The 17,823-nt window shown below is 67.9% G+C and carries 16 protein-coding genes; 7 read left to right on the forward strand and 9 right to left on the reverse strand.

Annotated elements, in window-relative coordinates; all coding sequences use genetic code 11:
* Positions 1 to 3 precede the first annotated feature (3 nt).
* The 5 genes from A5784_RS03250 to A5784_RS03270 form a co-directional block, all read right to left on the reverse strand.
* A complete protein-coding gene (locus A5784_RS03250; protein ID WP_064942250.1) occupies positions 4 to 939 on the reverse strand; it encodes a TAXI family TRAP transporter solute-binding subunit in 936 nt (311 codons plus the stop codon).
* Positions 936 to 2,315 carry a sensor histidine kinase gene (locus A5784_RS03255; RefSeq protein ID WP_064942252.1) on the reverse strand — a complete coding sequence of 460 codons (1,380 nt, stop codon included), beginning with the start codon at positions 2,313 to 2,315 and terminating at the stop codon, positions 936 to 938. Before A5784_RS03255 ends, A5784_RS03250 begins: the two co-directional genes overlap by 4 nt.
* A complete protein-coding gene (locus A5784_RS03260; RefSeq protein ID WP_064942254.1) occupies positions 2,316 to 2,981 on the reverse strand; it encodes a response regulator transcription factor in 666 nt (221 codons plus the stop codon).
* Between the two features lie 10 nt (positions 2,982 to 2,991).
* The gene (locus tag A5784_RS03265; RefSeq protein WP_064942394.1) at positions 2,992 to 4,329 is read right to left on the reverse strand and encodes an MFS transporter; all 1,338 of its coding nucleotides are present in this window, start codon (positions 4,327 to 4,329) and stop codon (positions 2,992 to 2,994) included.
* A 128-nt stretch (positions 4,330 to 4,457) separates the two neighbouring features.
* Complete coding sequence (locus A5784_RS03270) at positions 4,458 to 4,928, reverse strand: DUF2834 domain-containing protein (RefSeq protein ID WP_064942256.1); 471 nt, start codon at positions 4,926 to 4,928, stop codon at positions 4,458 to 4,460.
* 69 nt (positions 4,929 to 4,997) lie between these two features.
* On the opposite strand from A5784_RS03270, the gene A5784_RS03275 reads away from it, so the two are divergent.
* Genes A5784_RS03275 through A5784_RS03285 form a run of 3 tightly spaced genes read left to right on the forward strand, consistent with a single transcriptional unit; the run spans position 4,998 to position 8,252 of the window.
* On the forward strand, positions 4,998 to 5,615 hold the full coding sequence (locus A5784_RS03275) for a TetR/AcrR family transcriptional regulator (protein WP_064942258.1): 618 nt from the start codon (positions 4,998 to 5,000) through the stop codon (positions 5,613 to 5,615).
* A gap of 48 nt (positions 5,616 to 5,663) precedes the next feature.
* A complete protein-coding gene (locus A5784_RS03280) occupies positions 5,664 to 7,226 on the forward strand; it encodes a phytoene desaturase family protein (protein ID WP_064942260.1) in 1,563 nt (520 codons plus the stop codon).
* A 48-nt stretch (positions 7,227 to 7,274) separates the two neighbouring features.
* The gene (locus A5784_RS03285; protein ID WP_064942262.1) at positions 7,275 to 8,252 is read left to right on the forward strand and encodes a cytochrome c oxidase assembly protein; all 978 of its coding nucleotides are present in this window, start codon (positions 7,275 to 7,277) and stop codon (positions 8,250 to 8,252) included.
* 3 nt (positions 8,253 to 8,255) lie between these two features.
* On the opposite strand, the gene A5784_RS03290 is transcribed toward A5784_RS03285, so the two are convergent.
* Both A5784_RS03290 and A5784_RS03295 read right to left on the reverse strand, forming a co-directional pair.
* Positions 8,256 to 11,525 carry a protein kinase domain-containing protein gene (locus A5784_RS03290; RefSeq protein ID WP_064942264.1) on the reverse strand — a complete coding sequence of 1,090 codons (3,270 nt, stop codon included), beginning with the start codon at positions 11,523 to 11,525 and terminating at the stop codon, positions 8,256 to 8,258.
* A gap of 236 nt (positions 11,526 to 11,761) precedes the next feature.
* Positions 11,762 to 12,109: a UBP-type zinc finger domain-containing protein gene (locus tag A5784_RS03295; protein ID WP_064942266.1), complete on the reverse strand. Its 348-nt coding sequence runs from the start codon at positions 12,107 to 12,109 to the stop codon at positions 11,762 to 11,764.
* Positions 12,110 to 12,141: 32 nt separating this feature from the next.
* Here A5784_RS03295 and A5784_RS03300 point away from each other — a divergent pair, with 32 nt between their 5' ends.
* Entirely contained in the window at positions 12,142 to 12,585 is a 444-nt protein-coding gene (locus A5784_RS03300) for an SRPBCC family protein (protein WP_064942269.1), read from the forward strand.
* Here A5784_RS03300 and A5784_RS03305 read toward each other — a convergent pair whose 3' ends face one another.
* On the reverse strand, positions 12,586 to 13,071 hold the full coding sequence (locus tag A5784_RS03305) for a carboxymuconolactone decarboxylase family protein (protein WP_064942271.1): 486 nt from the start codon (positions 13,069 to 13,071) through the stop codon (positions 12,586 to 12,588).
* A gap of 85 nt (positions 13,072 to 13,156) precedes the next feature.
* Positions 13,157 to 14,833, reverse strand: coding sequence for an alpha-keto acid decarboxylase family protein (locus A5784_RS03310; protein WP_064942273.1), 1,677 nt, complete (start codon positions 14,831 to 14,833; stop codon positions 13,157 to 13,159).
* An 18-nt stretch (positions 14,834 to 14,851) separates the two neighbouring features.
* Between A5784_RS03310 and A5784_RS03315 the strand changes: the two genes are divergently transcribed.
* Genes A5784_RS03315 through A5784_RS03325 form a run of 3 tightly spaced genes read left to right on the forward strand, consistent with a single transcriptional unit; the run spans position 14,852 to position 17,810 of the window.
* Positions 14,852 to 15,934 carry a CaiB/BaiF CoA transferase family protein gene (locus A5784_RS03315; RefSeq protein ID WP_064942275.1) on the forward strand — a complete coding sequence of 361 codons (1,083 nt, stop codon included), beginning with the start codon at positions 14,852 to 14,854 and terminating at the stop codon, positions 15,932 to 15,934.
* 57 nt (positions 15,935 to 15,991) lie between these two features.
* Positions 15,992 to 16,882, forward strand: a complete 891-nt coding sequence (locus A5784_RS03320; protein WP_064942277.1) for a universal stress protein — start codon at positions 15,992 to 15,994, stop codon at positions 16,880 to 16,882.
* A 25-nt stretch (positions 16,883 to 16,907) separates the two neighbouring features.
* Positions 16,908 to 17,810 carry a universal stress protein gene (locus tag A5784_RS03325; protein ID WP_064942279.1) on the forward strand — a complete coding sequence of 301 codons (903 nt, stop codon included), beginning with the start codon at positions 16,908 to 16,910 and terminating at the stop codon, positions 17,808 to 17,810.
* Positions 17,811 to 17,823: the final 13 nt, after the last annotated feature.

Genomic DNA, 17,823 nt, shown 5'->3' on the forward strand with positions numbered 1-17,823 from the left:
CGGTCAGCCGTGCAGCCGGCGATAGGCCTGCGCCGCGCCGGGATGCAACGGCACCAGCCCGGTCTGGATCATCGACGCCGGGGCCAGGTACTGCAGGCCACGCACATGCGCCGGCACCAATTGCGGTGCGTCCGAGGTGAGTACGTCCACGGTCGCGGCCACCACGTCGTCGGCGACGGCGCGCCCGACCAGCAACAAATTCGGGACACCGATCGTCTTGAGGCCAGGTGGGGCGTAGGCGCCGGTGGGCACGCTGCGTACCAGGTACGGGTAGCCCGAGAGCTGGGTCATCGGTGCCGCGAGGTTGCCGATGTCGAGCATGCGCAGCGGCTGGCGGGCATCCAGGTCGGCGATCGCGGGTGTCGGGACTCCGCCGGACCACACCACGGCCTGCAGCTCGCCGTTCGCGAGCCCGGTCAGGCCGTCGCGCAGGCGGTAGTTCACCAGCGTCACCCGGTTTCGCAGCCCGGCCGCGTCGAGCATCACCACGCTGGTCGCCGCCGCGCCCGAGCCGCCGGGGCCTATCGAGACGCGGCCACCTCTGAGATCGGAAAGTTGCTGCGCCGCAGCGATATCCCGCACCACGACCTGCAGGTAGTTCTCGTACACCCGGGCGAGCGCCTGCGGTGCGGTCTCGCGAGGTCCGCCGGCCAGGTCGTGTTCGGCGACATCGGCCAGTGCGAGTCCCATGTCGGCCTCGCCGGAGCGTAGCCGCGCGAGGTTGTCGACGCTGCCCTCGGTGGCGATGACATCGACCTGCACATGCGGGTAGCGGGCGTGGATGCGCGCGGCCAGCAGTTCGGCGAACGCCAAATACAGGCCGCCGGATTCGCCCGCGGCCAGCCGCACACGCGCGGTCGGTCCGTTGCGCATGCAGCCCGCCGCCAGCAGGCTCGCAGCGCCGATCACGAAAGCCCGCCTGGTCACTGAAACTGTCATGCCGGCGGTCCCGCCACGGGGAGTCTGAAACACACCCGCAGACCGCCCTCGGCAGCCTTGTCCACCGTCAGCGTCCCGCCATGCCCCGCCGCGATCTCGGCGGCGATGGCCAGCCCGAGCCCGGTGCCAGACCGGTCGTCGCGCCCGCGCCAGAACCGCGATGTGGCCCTTGCCAAGTCGTCCTCGGGCAGGCCGACACCATCGTCGCTGACGGTGAGATCCACCGTCTGATCGCTTGACAGGACCGACACCGTCACCGTGGTGCCGGGCCCGGCGTAGCGCAGAGCGTTGTCGATCGCGACGTCGAGCAGCTGTTCCACATCGTGTCTGGCGAGCTGAACGTGGGGAGCGGCATGGTCGGCGAGCTGCGTCAGGTGTTGGTTCTGGCTGTCGGCCACGGGCTTCCAGAACGCCAGCCGTTCGTCGATCACATCGGTCAGATCGGTCGACTCTTCGGCTGTGGTGGACAGGCCCACCCGGCGGCTACCGCTGACCTCCTCCGCCCGGGCCAGCCGCAGCAACTGCTGCAGCAGGTTTTCGAGCCGGTCCAGTTCTGCCGACATCGACCCGTAGGTCGCCCGGCCATCCTCGGCCACATAATCTTCCAGGCTGTCCGCGCGAAGCCGCACGGCGGCAAGGGGATTCCGCAACTGATGGGAAGCATCGGCGATGAGGCGACGCTGCCGGTCCAGCGATGCCCGCACCACCTGAGCCATGGTGTTGAACGCGGAGGTGAAGTGGCGCAGCTCAGGCGGCCCCGCGACATCGGCCGGTGGACCGGACACGCCCTCGGTCATCTCGGCGACGGCGCGTTCCAGCCCGGTCAGCGGGCGCAGCACCCAGCGGGTCAGGCCGCGGCCGACGAGCGCGGCGAGCACCAGCAGGGCCAGGCACCCGACCGTCACCCACAACCACCCGATCCCGATATCGCGCGCGGCAGTAGAGATGTCGACGGCGATCACCACGGCGCCGACCAGTTCGCCGTCGCGCCGGATGCCCGCGGTGTCCAGCCGGTGCTGACGGTCCCACGGCATGATCCGGGCCCAGCGCGGCCCCGGCGCGTCGACCAGGGCATGGTCCACGGCCGTCGCGACATCCGGATCGGCCGTGGTGAGTCCACGCGCACCGAGAGCCTGGCCGTTCGCATCGACGACGAGCAGACCTTCCCCGTAGAGGTCGTGGTAGCGGTCGACGAGCCGATCCAGTGGCACATTCGGCATCGCCGCGGCGTCGGCCAGGGCGGCCAGTTGCCGTCCCCGTTCGGCCGCCAGCGCTGCCGAGCGTCGGTCGGCCAGACTCAGGGCCAAGGGTACGGCCAGTGCCGCGATCGCCAGCAGCGACAGCACGACGAGGATGACCCGGACCCGGATACCCATCTAGCTGTCCAGCCGAAAACCGAAGCCGCGCACGGTATGTAGCGGCAACCCCGCGAGTTTGGCCCGGATCTGCCCGATGAAGAAGTCCAGCGACCTCGACCGCCCGACCACCGCGGTGCCCCACACCTCGAGCATGAGCTCTTCGCGGCTGACGGCCTCGCCCTGCTGAGCGGCCAGCGTCGCCAGGATCTGGAACTCGGTCTTGGTCAAGGACTGTGGCGTGCCTGCCACGCTGACTTCCCTGCGTTCGCGGTCGATCAGCACGGGCCCGGCCATGACCGGTTCGGCGGGTGCTGCCGCAGCGCCGCCGACCCGCTGCACCCGGCGCATGACCGCTTGAATCCGGGCCAGCAGCACAGCCTTTCGAACGGGTTTCACCAGATAATCGTCGGCGCCTGCGCGTAAGCCGAGCACCACCGCGCCGTCGCCGTCACGGGCGGTCATGATGATGACGGGAACCATCGAGGCCCGCCGGAGCGTACGCAGTACGTCGAGGCCGTCCATGTCCGGGAGCCCCAGGTCCAGCAGCACCAGATCGCAACCCTTGACCCGGTTGAGCGCGTCAGCGCCGCGCCCGGCGCGCACCACGGTCGCGCCGGTCTGGCCGAGCAGCTCGGCCAGCGCCGACGCGACACCGTCGTCGTCCTCGACGAGCAGGACTTGCATGACGCTGATGCTATGAACCCGTAGGCGAAACCGCGACGGATTCGCCGATGCCGGTGTTCAATTCGCGGGTTTCGCGTTCCAGCTGCGAACGCCGCGACGACTCGCCCATGAAGACGTACACCAGCAGCGACACCAGCGCGGCTGCGGCGACGTAGACGAAGAACCAGTTCTCGTGGCCAATGTTCTTGAGCCCCAATGCCACGTATTCGGTGGTGCCGCCGAAGATCGCGACGGTCAGCGCGTAGGGCAGGCCGACGCCGAGCGCGCGGATGCGAGCCGGGAACATTTCGGCTTTGACCACGGCATTGATCGACGTGTACCCCGACACGATGACCAGGCCGACCATCATCAGGCCGAACGCCGCCACTGCCGATTCCACGTGGGCCACCGCGGTGAGCAGGGGAACGGTGCCCAGCGTGGCACCCACCCCGAACGCGATGAGTAGGGGGCGACGGCCGATGCGGTCCGACAGCGCGCCCACCAGCGGCTGCAGTGCCACGAAGATCAGCAGCGCGACGAAATTGATCAAGGTGACCTCCTCTTTCGGCAGTCCCGCGGTGTTGATCATGAACTTCTGCATGTAGGTCGTGAACGTGTAGAACGCGATGGTGCCGCCCAGCGTCAGACCCACCACGGTCAGGCATTCCCGCGGATACTGCAGCAGCACGCGCAAGCTGCCGCGCTCAGCGCCCGCGGCGTTCTCTCGCACGGCCAATTCGTAGTTCGGCGATTCGTCCATGGTGCGGCGCAGCCACATGACGGTCACCGCCGCCACGGCGCCGATGACGAACGCGATCCGCCAGCCCCACGAGTGCAGCTGCTCAGCCGTGAGCACCTGCTGCAGGATGATCTGCACCCCGAGCGCGAGCAGCTGGCCGCTGGTCAGCGTGACGTATTGAAACGACGAGTAGAAGCCGCGCCGGTGCGGCGTGGCGACCTCGCTGAGGTAGGTCGCCGACGTCCCGTATTCGCCGCCGAGTGACAGGCCCTGCAGCAGCCGGGCGACCACGAGCAGGATCGGCGCGAGCGCGCCGATCTGGGCGTATCCGGGCAGGAACGCGATGCCCAGCGAGCCTGCGCCCATCAGGGTCACGGACAGGGTCAGCGCGGCGCGCCGGCCGAATCGGTCGGCGTAGCGGCCGAACATCCAGCCCCCGAGCGGGCGGACCAGGAAGCCGACGGCGAAGATGCCCGCGGTGTTCAACAGCTGTGCCGTCGGATTACCCGACGGAAAGAACACGCTGGCGAAGTAAATGCTGAACGCCGCATAGGCGTACCAGTCGTACCACTCGATGAGATTGCCGAGTGATCCGCGAATCACGTTGCCTGCTACAGATCTTGACGTCATTGTCGGGCCTCCCCGCCGGTTGTTGGTGCTGCCCATGATGTGAGGGCGATCACCTGCGGGTGAAGGGGCAAGGCCCGGATCCCGGCGTTTCCTTGCACGATCCACAGATTGGCAGGGTGCCGGACTGCTCAGCGGACGGAAACGCCCGATTCCTGGTGGCGGCGTTGCCGTTCGGCGGTGGCCAGGTAGAACGCCCAGGCGAAGGCGAAGTTGGTGAACAGGCTCGACATGAAATACAGCCAGGGATAACGGATTCCACGCCTGCGGCCGTCGATGATGGTGAACAGCGGAAGCAGGATCACGTTGCCGACGGTGTAGTCGGAGCTTGCCGAGCCGGCGGCTGGGTTGGCGTACCCGAGGCGCAGGAATTCGCCCCAGGAGCCCTGCCCCAAGAAGGGGTTGGCGGCGTATTCGTAGACGTAGCGAATGTTGAAGTACCAGGTCAGCGGGAGTGACGCGATGCCGACGACGTAGAACACGGCCTCCAGCGTCGACACTTTCGGGCCGATGGGGACGCGGCTGAAGACCGCCGGGTTCAGCCGCACGATCAGCACGATGGTGACGATGCCCAAAACCGCGTGGACGATCAGCGAGACCATAGCCGAGTGTCACCACGGCAGGAAAGTTTTGTCAATATTGACATTACTGGGATGCGGTAGGTTACCCGCATGGTCCGCCCGGCACAGACCGCGCGCAGCGAACGTACCCGTGAGGCGCTGCGCCAGGCTGCGCTGGTGCGGTTTTTGGCCCAGGGCGTCGAGGAGACCTCGGCCGAGCAGATCGCCGCCGACGCCGGGGTATCGCTGCGGACGTTCTACCGGCACTTCACCTCCAAGCACGATCTCCTGTTCGCCGACTACGACGCCGGCCTGCACTGGTTTCGCGCCGCGCTGGCCGACCGTCCGCCCGGCGAATCGGTGATCGACTCCGTGCAATCGGCAATCCTGGCTTTTCCCTACGACGTTGACGCGGTGACCAAGATCGCCGCGATGCGGGCGGCCGAGCTGGACCCAGGCCGGATCGTGCGGCACATCCGGCAGGTCGAGGTGGATTTCGCCGAGGCGGTCCGTGAGCGGCTCGCGCGCGACGATCCGCCGGGCCCGGGTGTGGACGATCAGCTGCGGCTCACGGTCGCCGCGCGGTGCATCGCCGCAGCGGTGTTCGGGGCGATGGAGTTCTGGATGCTCGGTGACGAGTCGGGGGAGCGGTCGCTGCCCGAGCTGGCGCGGCTGTGCCGGGCTGCATTGGAGTCGTTGCGGAACGGCGTCATCCCCGCCTCCGGCTGATGTTTTGTCATTATTGACAAAACATTGTGACCATGTCAGCCTCAGCCGATGGCGGACTTCGACGCGATCGTCATCGGCTCCGGACACAACGGGCTGACGGCCGCGGCGCTGCTACAACGCGCCGGGCTGCACACCGTGTGCCTGGAGGCCAAGCGCTACGCCGGCGGGATGGCGTCCACGGTGGAATTGTTCGACGGCTACCGGTTCGAGATCGCCGGCTCGCTGCAATTCCCCACCTCGGCGGTGGTGAGCCGCGAACTGGGCCTGGACACGCTGCCGACCGTCGACCTCGAAGTGATGTCGGTGTCGCTGCGCGGCACCGGAGATCCCCCGGTCATCTACTACGCCGACCCGATGAGGATGCTCACCCACCTCGGCGAGGTGCACGGCGCCGACGCGGTCATGGGTATGGCCGGGCTGATGGCGTGGAGCCAGGCCCCGACGCGCGCGTTGGGTCGCTTCGACGCCGCCCGTCCGCCGCGCAGTGTCGACGAGATGTATGCCTGCGCCACAACCGAACTCGAACGGTCGGCCATCGACGATCTGCTGTTCGGGTCGGTCAGCGATGTGCTGGACCGCTACCTGCCCGACCGTGAGAAACACGGCGCGCTGCGCGGCATGCTGGCCTTCCTGGCCGTCAACACCACCTACCGGGGCCCTGAAACTCCGGGCAGTGCAGCGGCACTGGCGTACGGGCTCGCGGTACCCGACGAGAACGCCATGCTGATGAAGAAACTCGCGGGCGGTATCGGTGCGCTCACCGAACATCTGCACGGGCTGCTCACCGACGGTGGCGGTGAAGTGCGGCTCAATGCCTCGGTCGCGGAGATCCTCGTCGACGCCGGTCGCGTCACCGGCGTACGTATGGCGGACGGGTCGACGCTGACCGCACCCGTGGTGGTCTCCGCCGTCGCCCCGGATCTCACCATCAACCGACTGCTGCCCTCCGAGTCCGTACCCAGCGAGATGCGGGACCGGTTCGCCCGTATCGACCATCGCGGCAGCTACCTGCAGATGCACTTCGCGCTCGACGGGGCACCCACTTTCGCCGCGCCGTACGAGTTGCTCAACGATCCCGAAATGCAGGCGGCCATCGGCATTTTCAGCACACCGGAGGATCTGCAGCAGCAGTGGCAGAACGCCAGGAAGGGCATCGTCCCCGAGGATCCGGCCATCGCCTTCCAGATTCCGTCCGCGCATGACCCGGCCCTGGCGCCGGCCGGCAAGCACGCGGCGTCGGCGTTCGCCCTGTGGTTCCCGGTCGAGGAATCCGCGTCGAGCTACGGCGAGATGAAGGCGGAGATGGGTAAGCGGGTCATCGACAAGATCACCCGGCTGGCCCCCGATTTCGAAAGCCGCATCATGCTGCACACCACCTTCACGCCCCGCCACATGGGCACCATGTTCGGCGCACCGGGCGGGGACTACTGCCACGGCCTGATCCATCCCGAACAGATGGGCCGCAACCGCCCAGGCCCGCGTGGCCACGTCGATCAGCCGATTCCCGTCGCCGGCCTCTACTTGGGCAGCGCCGGTTGCCACGGTGGGCCGGGCATCACGTTCATCCCCGGCTACAACGCCGCCAAAGCTGTTCTCGCCGACACCGCCTGACAGTCGACACACGGCCGACTGACAGGTACCGGTCGCATACTGTCGCCCATGCGAACCGAGGTCGGACCCCTGACGTTGCAGGCCGTCCTGACGTCGTGGCAGTTCGACGCGGTGTCGGTGGTCGTGGTTCTGGCATTGGCGGTCGGTTACGGGTGGTGTGTGCGGCGCAGCGGTCTGCGCGGCAGGCCCGTGTGGTGTTTCGGCGTCTCCATGGTGCTCTGGCTCCTGGCCACGGTCAGCATGATCGGGGTCTATGCCTACGTGCTGTTCTGGGTACGCGCTCTGCAAGTGGTGCTCCTGCTGCTGGTGGTCCCGTTTTTCCTGGCCTCGGCGACGCCGGTCACCGCCCTGCGTGCCGCCCTGCCCTCCGCAGGACGAGACAGGCTGGACCGGTTGCTGGCGGGACGGTTGGCGCGGGTGCTGCTGCACCCGGCCACCACGTCGATCGCCATGCTCGGCACGCCCTGGCTGCTGTACCTGACTCCGTGGTACACCGCCGCGTTGCAGCAGCCCGCGGTGGCAGCGGGCACTCGAATACTGTTGGTGCTCATCGGATTCGGCTACTTCTATGCCCGCCTGCAGGCCGATCCGGTGCCGCGGCGGTACTCCCAGCTGATCTCGCTGCTGATCAGCGTGGTGGAGTCGATCGGCGACGGCGTGCTCGGCATCGTGCTGTGGCTCGGGCCGTTGATCGCCCCCGCGTACTACGCCGCGCTGCAACGGGATTGGGGCCCGAGTGCGCGGATGGACCAGGTGATCGGCGCTGGTGTGCTGTGGATCCTCGGTGACGTGCTGGGGGTGCCGTTCCTCATCGTGTTGATGCGGGCACTGTCGGCGGACGAGAAGGCGCACGCTGCCGAGGTGGACGCCGAGCTGGACCGGGCCGAAGCCGTCGAAGCCGAGGGAGTCGAGGAAGCCGACAAGGCCGACGAACCCGGGGAACCCAAGCCTGCCGAGAAGCCGGCTCGGCCCGCGCTGTGGTGGGAAGCCGACGAGCAACTGGCGCAACGGTTCCGGCGTCGCTGACGGTCAGGGCGTCCTGAGACTCTGTTCGCGCTGCTCGACGACCCATACGGCGATCTGGGTCCGGGAGATGAAGCCCAGCTTGTCGAGAATGTGCTCGATGTGGGCCTCCACGGTGCGGCGCGCGATCAACAGCTTGGCGGCGATCTCCTTGTTCGTCTTGCCTTCGGCGATCAGGGCGGCGACCTCGTTTTCCCGTCGGGTCAGCGCACTGTCCGGCCGCGGTGAGGTAGTCGCGGCCGGTGACGGCGCGCGTTCGTCGAGTGCGTACCGGATCGCGCCGTCGGTCTGCATCTGGTGCCCGCGCCCGAACTCCGCGTCGAACGCCTTGCTCCCGAGCGCTTCCCGCACCCGCTGCTGCTGCTGTTCGTGCACCGAGACAAGGTGGTGTATGCCGAACAGGGGTGCGCCGGTCCGCCGCCACAGCCGGTCGGCGGCGCCGAGCAGGCGGGCCGCGCGCCCGGGCGCCGGCTCGCCACCGGCCGCCCAGGCCAGGATCTCCAGGCAGAAGGCGATCACCCACTGCTCACTGAACTCCCGGGCCCGTCGCAGGCTGTCGCGCGCCGAGTCGGCGGCCCCAGCGACGTCGCCGTGCAGCCACGCGACCAGCGCGCGGTCCCACAGCATGTAGGACTTCAGCCAACGCTCGCCGAGCGTGTCGCACAGTTCGACTGCGTCCGCGCAGACCTGCATGGCTGTCTCGGTGTCGCCGAGCAATGCGGTGACGCCGACCAGGTAGAAGCTGGTGTCGAGGATGCCGAGCCTGCTGCCGGTGGCGCGATGCAGGTCCAGCGCCTCGGCGAGCAGGCGTCGCGCCGCAGGCAGGTCTCCCTCGGACATCTTCGTCATACCGTCCAGTTGCACTGCCCACGCGGCAGCGTCGGCGTCGCCGAGCTGCGCGGCGAGCGGCGCGCACTCGTCGAGCATCGTTCTGGCCGCGACCATGTTCTCTTCGAGTGTGGACAGATATCCGGCCACCCACAGCGCGCGGGCGCGAATACTCGTGGGCTGCTTGTCCAGCGCGAGCCCGCGTTCCAGCCAGCGGCGTCCCTCGCTGGTCAGCCCTGTCGCGATCCAGAAGAACCACAACGCGCTGGCCATCTGCAGACCGGCGGCGGCCTCGTCCGGGTCGGTGAAGCAGAATTCGAGCGCAGCGCGGAGGTTGCCGTGTTCGTGCTGCAGCGCGCTGAGCCGTATCGCCTGATCGGGGCCCAGCCAGTGCGTGTGGGCCTGTTCGACGAGGCCGGCGAAGTAGTCGCGGTGGCGTCGGCGCTGCGCTGGTTCGCCGTCGCCGGCACGCAGCCGTTCCAGTCCGTACTGGCGGATGGTGTCCAGCAATCGGTACCGCTGGTGATCGCCGACCTGTTCGGCGATCACGATCGACTTGTCCACCAGCGTTTCCAGCACACCGAGCACGTCCCACTCGTCGAGCTCGTCGCTCGAGCAGATCGCCTCGGCTGCGGACAGGCTGAATCCGCCCGCGAACACCGACAGCCGCGCCCACAGCAGCCTCTCCTGCTCCGAGCACAGCGCATGGCTCCATTCGAGCGACGCCCGCAGCGTCTGATGCCGCGGCAGCACCCTGGGGCTGCCCCCGGTGAGCAGGCGGAAGCGGTCCTCGAGCCGATGCAGGATCTCGGTGGGCGAGAGGGCGCGCAGCCGCACCGCCGTCAGTTCGATCGCCAGCGGAATGCCGTCCAGCCGCTGGCAGATGCGCGAGATCGTCTCGGCGTTGTCCTCGGTGAGCGCGAATTCCGGCTGCACCGCGGTTGCCCGGTCGACAAACAGGGTCACCGACTCGTATTGGCCGAGCGCTTCCGGTGGCAGCCGCACCTCGTCGGGCATGGACATCGTCGGAATCTGGAAGATGTGTTCCCCGGTCAGTCCCAGGGCCTGCCTGCTGGTGGCGAGGATGCGGACCCCGGCCGCGCCGTGCAGCACCGCCTCGGCGATCGCGGCGCAGGCGTCGCGCAAGTGCTCGCAGTTGTCCAACACGAGCAGCAGGTTTCTGTCCGAGAGGTACTCCACCAGGGCGGGTGTCGGCAATCGCCCGCTGCGGTTGTGCAGCCCGAGCGTGCTCGCGATGGTCTGGGCGAGCAGAGCCTCGTCCTTGAGTTCTGCCAGCTCGACAAACCACACGCCGTCGGGAAATGTGCGTTGCAGATCCGCGGCGACCCGCTGAGACAGCCTGGTCTTGCCTGCGCCGCCGACCCCGGTGAGGGTGACCAGCCGCGACGTCGAGAGCAGCCGCTTGATCTTGGCGATCGCACGTCGACGTCCGATGAAATTGGTCAGTTCGGCGGGAAGGTTGCCTTTCGGGCGGGCACCCGACGGCGACTCGGCTTTCCACATCGTGTCCTGCCCGGCCGCCCCCAGTTCGGCCTGCACGGGCATCTCGTCGACGCTGAAGCCGTGGTGGCGTTGGGCCTCACGCAGCTCGTGGCCCAGTTCCGCAGCCGATGGCCGGCGCTGCGGGTCGGTGGACATCGCGTGTTCGATGATCGCGCTGACGTCCTCGGGAATGCCGTGGTCCCGGAGGTTCGGGACGGGCTCGTTGGTGATCCTCATGAACTGGGCCACCACTTGTTCTCCGCTACGCCGTTCGTAGGCGGCGTGACCGGTGAGCGCCGCGAACAAGGTCGCGCCGAGGCCGTAGACGTCGGCGGCCGGGGTGGGCGGATGGCCCAAGATGGTCTCGGGTGCGGCGAAGGCCGGAGAGCCCGTCACGACACCGCTGGCGGTCTCGAAACCTCCCGCGACGTGGGCGATGCCGAAGTCGGTCAGCGCCGGCTCGCCGTAATCGGTGAGCAGGACGTTCCCCGGCTTGACGTCGCGGTGCACGATGCCCAGCCGGTGCGCGGTTTCCAGGGCGCCTGCCAGTTTCACCCCGAGCCGCAGCACGTCTTTCAGCGGAAGCGGACCGTGACCACGGATCCGCGAGTGCAGCGAATCCTGGGGGTGGTACGGCATGACGAGGTACGGATGGCCGTTGTCGGTGGTGCCTACTTCGAGGACGTAGACGATGTTGGGATGTCCTGTCATGCGGCCTACCGCACGCTGCTCGCGGTAGAACCGCGCACAGTTCTCTTCATCCAGGTCGGCCGTGAGGACCTTGACCGCCACGGTGCGGTCGAGCGAGGGCTGGGTGCAGCGGTAGACGACGCCGAAACCACCGCGGCCGATCTCGACGGCGTCTTCGAAGCCGGCCGCTGCCAAATCCGCCGTGACGGAGCCCGAAACGTCGTGCTGCGTCGCGAACGGATCGACATCGGCCATCGTTACCTCGATTCATCCGAGACACCGGGCCCAGCTGCAACATCAGCAAATATCGCGATGGATCCGCGATGGATCTACGCCTAAGCATATCTCCGGCAGCGTGGGCAAACCCTCCGCACCATAACCGTTGACGCACTGCGTCGAGCCGATTTGGCCGAGCTGCCCGCCGGACTCGACGAGCGTTCACCATCGGCTGTGAAATGCCTGTGGGGCAAGCGATTTCGGGGACGTAGGGGCTAGCGGGCCCGCAGCTGGTGCACCCAGTCCGCAGGCACCCGTTCCGCGGGCCCGGGCACGGGCTGATCGGTGGGGTGGTGTTCGGGCGGGGCGAGTTCCGGACCGTCGTAGTACTGGTTGGACGAGTAGTCCCAGAACCAGTCTTCGCCCGGCTCGAACGAGCGGATGATGGGATGACCGGTCTCCTGCCAGTGCGCCGACGCGTGGCGCGACAGGGAATCGTCGCAGCATCCGATGTGCCCGCAGGCCGTGCACCGACGCAGGTGCACCCACCAACCGCCCGCTGCATCGCATTCCACACATCCGGAGCCACTTGGGGGCACGGTCGGATCGACGGCACTTGTCATGTCGGCGAGCGTAGTCCGAGTACCCTCCCCGCATGGCAACCAGCGATTCCCGCGAAGTAGTGATCGAAGCGACCCCGCAGGAGATCCTCGACGTCGTGGCCGACATCGACGCGACCCCGTCATGGTCCCCGCAGTACCAGAGCGCTGAGGTCATGGACACCTACGAGGACGGCAGACCACGTCGGGTGAAGATGACCATCAAGGCCGCCGGGATCACCGACACCCAGGTGATCGAATACACCTGGGCCGAGAACAAGGTGAGCTGGACGCTGATCAGGGCGACGCAGCTCAAGAAACAGGACGCCAGCTACACCCTGACGCCCGACGGCGACAAGACCAGGGTCAAGTTCGACATCACCATCGATCTGGCCGTGCCGCTGCCGGGCTTCATCCTCAAGCGGGCCATGAAGGGCGGCACCGAAACCGCCACCGACGGCCTGCGCAAGCAGGTGTTGAAGGTCAAGAAAGGCGGCTAGCTAGGACGCCTGTGCGTCGAACTGTCCGGGCTGGTAGTCGCCTGCCGGCTGCTGGATGATGACGTTGAGCCGGTTCACGGTGTTCATGAACGCGATGAGGCACACCAACGCGACGAGTTGGTCCTCGTCGTAGTGTTTGACGGCATTCTCCCAGACCTCATCGGACACGCCGCCTGCTGCGTCGGCGATGCGAGTGCCCTGCTCGGCCAATTCCAATGCGGCACGTTCGGCTTCGGTGAACACGGTGGCCTCGCGCCAGACCGCCACCAGGTGAAGCCGGGTCGGGGTCTCCCCGGCGAGCGTGGCGTCCTTGGTGTGCATGTCGGTGCAGAACGCGCAGCCGTTGATCTGGCTGATCCGCGAGGCCACCAATTGTTGTGTTGCCGCAGGCAAAGTCGAGGTCGTAACGACTTTGCCTGCCGAGGTGACGTGCTTGAGCATCTTGGCGGCGGTCGGGTTGGCGAAGATGTTCAGTCGGGCATCCATGGTGCGCTCCTTCGTCGATCGGGTTACGCCCTCTAGACACCGCGAATCGACGGAATGTGACATCGCGTCGGCATAGTGGCAGTCGCTACGACGCCCCACGGGAATTGGCCTCTGACGCCGACTGTGCGAGTTCGGTCAGCAGCGGCGGGATGTCCATCCGGGCCAGCACGGCCTCGATGAACACCATGCGATCACCGGTGGCGGCTGCCGCGGTGAGTGCGTCGTCGAGCTCGCCGCACGTGGACACCCGGAAGGTCAGGGCGTCGGCCACGCCCAGCGCGGCGGGCAGATCCGACCAGTGCCAAGCGGTGATGTCGTTATACTCCGCGGTCGCGCCGTGGATCGCGCGCTCCACCGTGTAGCCGTCGTTGTTGACGACCACGACGACGGGCGCCAGGCCTTCGCGGCCGAAGGTGCCGAGTTCCTGGATCGTCAATTGTGCTGCGCCGTCACCGATCAGCAGCACTGTGCGCCTGCTGCGGTCGGCCAGCCCGGCCCCCAGCGCGGCGGGCAGGGTGTAGCCGATAGAGCCCCACAGTGGTTGGCCGATGAACGTCACGCCTGACGGAAGCCGGTGCCCCGCCATGCCGTAGAACGACGTGCCCTGATCGGCCAGGACCACGTTGCCCGGCGTCAGCGCTTGAGAAAGCCTGTCCCACAACGCCTCCTGGGTCAATGCGGCGTCCCTGCCCGGGGTTTGGGCCGGGGTCCCCGGCGGTGCGGGCGCAAGCTCCGGTGAGCTGACGCCGCGTTCGGACAGGATCGCCGTGACCGCCTCCAGGGCGGCCGACATGTCCAGTGGCGCGTACACCTGCCCGGCGATCACGCTCTGGTTGGCGCCGATGTCGATGGTGCGGGCCGGGTCCAGGCGCTGGCTGAAAAACCCGCTGACCATGTCGGTGAACAGTACCCCCGCGGTCACCAGCACCGGCGCATCCTCGATCACCTCGCGCACCGAATCCTCGCTGGCCGCACCGGCATAGATGCCGACGTAGTTCGGCGAACTCTCGTCCACCAGGCTCTTGCCCCACATCAGGGTGGCGTGCGGCACGGTGTCGGCGGCCAGCAGCGCATTGAGTTCCTTGACGCAGCCCAACCGGTGCACCAGGAAGTCGGCGAGCACCGCGAGGCGGTGGGTTCCGATGAGTTCGGCCGCGGCCGCCGTGAACAGTGCCAGTGCCCGCGGGCTGGTGCCCGCGGTGTAGCGGGGCAGCGCTGCGGCGGGCGGCTCGGTGGGGAAGCGGGCCACGTCGGTGGCGATCAGCAGATAGCCCGGACGCTTCTGCTCGCGCACCTCCGAGAGCACTCGGTCGATCTCCCGCGTCGCCGTGGCAGGTACCAGATTGGCCTGGGCGCAGGTAATTTCGCGACTGATCCGCAGGAAGTGGTCGAAGTCGCCGTCGCCCAGCGTGTGGTGCACGATGCGGCGGGCGCCCTGGGCGTCTTTGGACGGGGCGCCGACGATGTGCACGACCGGTACGTGTTCGGCGTAGCTGCCCGCCACGGCGTTGGCGGCCGACAGTTCGCCAACACCGAATGTCGTTACCAGCGCCGCCATGCCGCGCAACCGCCCGTACCCGTCGGCGGCGTACCCGGCGTTGAGTTCGTTCGCGCCACCCACCCACCGCACACGGGGGTGGGCCAGGATGTGGTCGAGGAACTCCAGCTGGTAATCGCCGGGTACGCCGAAGATCTCGGTCACCCCCAGCTCGGCGAGGCGGTCCAGTAGATAGTCACCGACCGTGTAGGCGTTTTCGGACATGCCGCTAGTGTGCCTCGCATGACCCAAACCGGCCCCTTGGATGGCGTGAGAGTTGTCGAACTCGGTGGTATCGGCCCCGGCCCGCACGCGGCGATGATGCTCTCCGATCTGGGTGCCGACGTGGTGCGGGTGCGCCGCCCGGGCGGGCTGACCATGCCCGCCGAGGACGTGGATCTGCTGCACCGGGGCAAGCGCATCGTGGATCTGGACGTCAAGGCGCAACCGGACAAGTTGCTTGAGCTGGCCGCCAAAGCCGATGTGCTGCTGGACTGTTTCCGGCCGGGCACCTGCGAGCGGCTGGGCATCGGCCCGCAGGAATGCGCCGCGGTCAACCCACGACTGATCTTCGCCCGCATCACCGGCTGGGGTCAGGACGGTCCGCTGGCACAGACGGCCGGACACGACATCAACTATTTGTCGCAGACCGGTGCGCTCAGCGCCATCGGCTACCGCGACCGCCCGCCGGTCGCGCCGCTGAACCTGGTCGCCGACTTCGGCGGCGGATCGATGCTCGTGGTCATCGGCATCGTCACCGCGCTGTATGAGCGGGAGAAGTCCGGCAAGGGGCAGGTGATCGACGCGGCGATGGTCGATGGCGTCAGCATGCTGGCGCAGATGATGTGGACCATGCGGGCCACCGGTTCACTGCGCGATGAACGGGAGTCGTTCCTGCTCGACGGTGGTGCGCCGTACTACCGGACCTACGAGACCTCCGACGGCGGCTACATGGCGGTGGGATCGATCGAGCCGCAGTTCTTCGCGCAGCTGCTGGCCGGGCTCGGGCTGTCCGCCGACGAGATCCCCGGACAGTTCGAGCTGGCCCGGTACGACGAGATGCGGGCGATCCTCACCGAACGGTTCGCGACCAAGACGCGCACCGAGTGGACCGAGATCTTCGCGGGCACCGACGCCTGCGTGACGCCCGTGCTGACCTGGGGTGAGGCCGCGGACAACGAGCACCTGCGGGCCCGTTCGACGCTGCTGTCGGTCGACGGCGTCGACCAGGCCGCACCCGCACCGCGGTTCTCCCGAACACCGGCGGGCACCCCGGGCACACCGCCGAAGGGCACCACGGCGATCGAGGACATCGGCTGGACCTGATCGGCCCGAGGACTTTCGGCCCTGTAGAACCTGTCGATCACCGGCCAGTATCGAGGTATGACTTCCTCGGACAAGCCGGTAGTAGTTGGAATCGACGGCAGTGACTCGGCGATCAACGCCGCCCGCTGGGCAGGTGGCGTAGCCGACAAGTTCGGCGCGCCCCTGCACATCGTCTATGCGTTGCCGACCCTCGGCGCAAACCTGACGCAGACGGCGGCGGCGATGACCGCGGCGGTGATGTCCTACCAGCGCGACAGCGCCGATCTGTACCTCAAGGCCGCCGCCGACGCGGTCCGGTCCGACCGGCCAGGACTGGCGGTCACGACGGCTTCGGTGAACGAACCCGCCGACACCGCGCTCATCGCAGCCAGCCGAACGGCGCAGTTGGTGGTGCTGGGCGGCAAATCGGTCACGCCTGCGGCGGCGTTGTTGCTGGGTTCGGTGTCGCTGGCGGTGGCGACGCGGGCCGAGTGCCCCGTCGTCGCATTCCGCGGGGACACGGTCGCACCGGGGGATGGGCGTGTCGTGGTGGGAGTCGACGACGGCCCTGCGGCGGCTGCGGCGCTGGCCGCGGCCTTCGCGTTCGCGGACCGGTTCGGCGCGAGCATCACGGCGGTGCGATCACTGTCGTTGACGCCGCCGGCCGAAGCCGGTGTCACGATTCCGTTCCTGATCGACTGGGAGGGGCTGCAAGCCGCCGAGCTGGTGTCACTGGCCGCAGCCGTCGACGCCGAGAACACCAAGCACCCGTCGGTCGAGGCGAAGTGCTTCGTCGAACTGCAATCCCCGGGAAAAGCGCTCCTAGGGCACGCTTCCGATGCTCAACTGATCGTGGTAGGAACCAGGGGCCGGGGCGCCGTGGTCGGCACACTGCTCGGATCGACGAGCCTGAACATGCTGCACCACAGCCCGGTGCCGGTGCTCATCTGCCGCAGTTCCGAGTCGTAAACAGCTGCGAGGGAAGGAGATTCGGATGTCTGAGGAGCGGCACGGCATCGTGGTCGGTGTCGACGGGTCGCCGTCGTCCGATGTTGCCGTGGCATGGGCTGCCCGCGACGCCGCACTGCGTCGGGTGCCACTGACCTTCATCCATGTGCTGCCCATGGCCGCCGGGCCCGCGTACCTCGACATGGGATTGCCGGACGATTACTGGGGTTGGCAGCAAAAGCGTGGACACGAGATCGTGGCGTTGGCCCGCGACATCGCCAACAAGGCCACAGCCGGGCAAGAACGCCTGCAGCTGAACGCCGACGTGGTGTCCGGCAACACGGTGAGCACGCTGATCGACCGATCGCGCGGCGCCGATCTGCTGGTCGTCGGCAGCCGCGGTCTGGGCAAGTGGAGCCGGCGGGTGCTCGGCTCGGTCAGCGCGAGCCTCGTCCGGCACGCGGAGTGCCCCGTCGCGGTCATCCACGGTGACTCCCAGCCCGCGGACGACGCACCGGTCGTCGTCGGCATCGACGGGTCACCCGCATCGGAACTGGCAACTGAGATCGCCTTCGACGAGGCGTCGCGGCGCGGCGTTGAACTCGTCGTGGTGCACACCTGGAACGACGTCGACTACGAGTTTCCCGACGTGAAGTGGACCGATCTGACGCCCCGCGAGAGTCGCGTGGTCTCCGAACAGCTGGCCGGCTGGTGTGAGCGTTACCCCGATGTGGTGGTGCGCCGGGAACTGATGCGGGACCGGCCCGCGCGCCAGTTGGTGGAGCAGTCCGAGGGTGCCCAGTTGGTGGTCGTGGGTTCCCGCGGACGGGGTGGATTCGTCGGCATGATGCTGGGCTCGGTTGGCGCGGCGGTGGTCGAGTCGGTGCAGGTCCCGGTGGTCGTCGCGCGCGGATCGACGGAAACAGACAGTTTGCCACGACGGCAGTAACTACATTCCAGAT

The sequence above is a fragment of the Mycobacterium sp. 852013-50091_SCH5140682 genome, from assembly GCF_001665685.1.
Classification (GTDB): domain Bacteria; phylum Actinomycetota; class Actinomycetes; order Mycobacteriales; family Mycobacteriaceae; genus Mycobacterium.

Coding starts and splice junctions, on each gene's coding strand:
- A5784_RS03265 (WP_064942394.1), bottom strand. CDS start 4,329: ATGACGTCAAGATCTGTAGCAGGCAACGTGATTCGCGGATCACTCGGC.
- A5784_RS03280 (WP_064942260.1), top strand. CDS start 5,664: ATGGCGGACTTCGACGCGATCGTCATCGGCTCCGGACACAACGGGCTG.
- A5784_RS03320 (WP_064942277.1), top strand. CDS start 15,992: ATGACTTCCTCGGACAAGCCGGTAGTAGTTGGAATCGACGGCAGTGAC.
- A5784_RS03285 (WP_064942262.1), top strand. CDS start 7,275: ATGCGAACCGAGGTCGGACCCCTGACGTTGCAGGCCGTCCTGACGTCG.
- A5784_RS03260 (WP_064942254.1), bottom strand. CDS start 2,981: ATGCAAGTCCTGCTCGTCGAGGACGACGACGGTGTCGCGTCGGCGCTG.
- A5784_RS03295 (WP_064942266.1), bottom strand. CDS start 12,109: ATGACAAGTGCCGTCGATCCGACCGTGCCCCCAAGTGGCTCCGGATGT.
- A5784_RS03310 (WP_064942273.1), bottom strand. CDS start 14,833: ATGTCCGAAAACGCCTACACGGTCGGTGACTATCTACTGGACCGCCTC.
- A5784_RS03315 (WP_064942275.1), top strand. CDS start 14,852: ATGACCCAAACCGGCCCCTTGGATGGCGTGAGAGTTGTCGAACTCGGT.
- A5784_RS03270 (WP_064942256.1), bottom strand. CDS start 4,928: ATGGTCTCGCTGATCGTCCACGCGGTTTTGGGCATCGTCACCATCGTG.
- A5784_RS03325 (WP_064942279.1), top strand. CDS start 16,908: ATGTCTGAGGAGCGGCACGGCATCGTGGTCGGTGTCGACGGGTCGCCG.
- A5784_RS03290 (WP_064942264.1), bottom strand. CDS start 11,525: ATGGCCGATGTCGATCCGTTCGCGACGCAGCACGACGTTTCGGGCTCC.
- A5784_RS03255 (WP_064942252.1), bottom strand. CDS start 2,315: ATGGGTATCCGGGTCCGGGTCATCCTCGTCGTGCTGTCGCTGCTGGCG.
- A5784_RS03275 (WP_064942258.1), top strand. CDS start 4,998: ATGGTCCGCCCGGCACAGACCGCGCGCAGCGAACGTACCCGTGAGGCG.
- A5784_RS03300 (WP_064942269.1), top strand. CDS start 12,142: ATGGCAACCAGCGATTCCCGCGAAGTAGTGATCGAAGCGACCCCGCAG.
- A5784_RS03250 (WP_064942250.1), bottom strand. CDS start 939: ATGACAGTTTCAGTGACCAGGCGGGCTTTCGTGATCGGCGCTGCGAGC.
- A5784_RS03305 (WP_064942271.1), bottom strand. CDS start 13,071: ATGGATGCCCGACTGAACATCTTCGCCAACCCGACCGCCGCCAAGATG.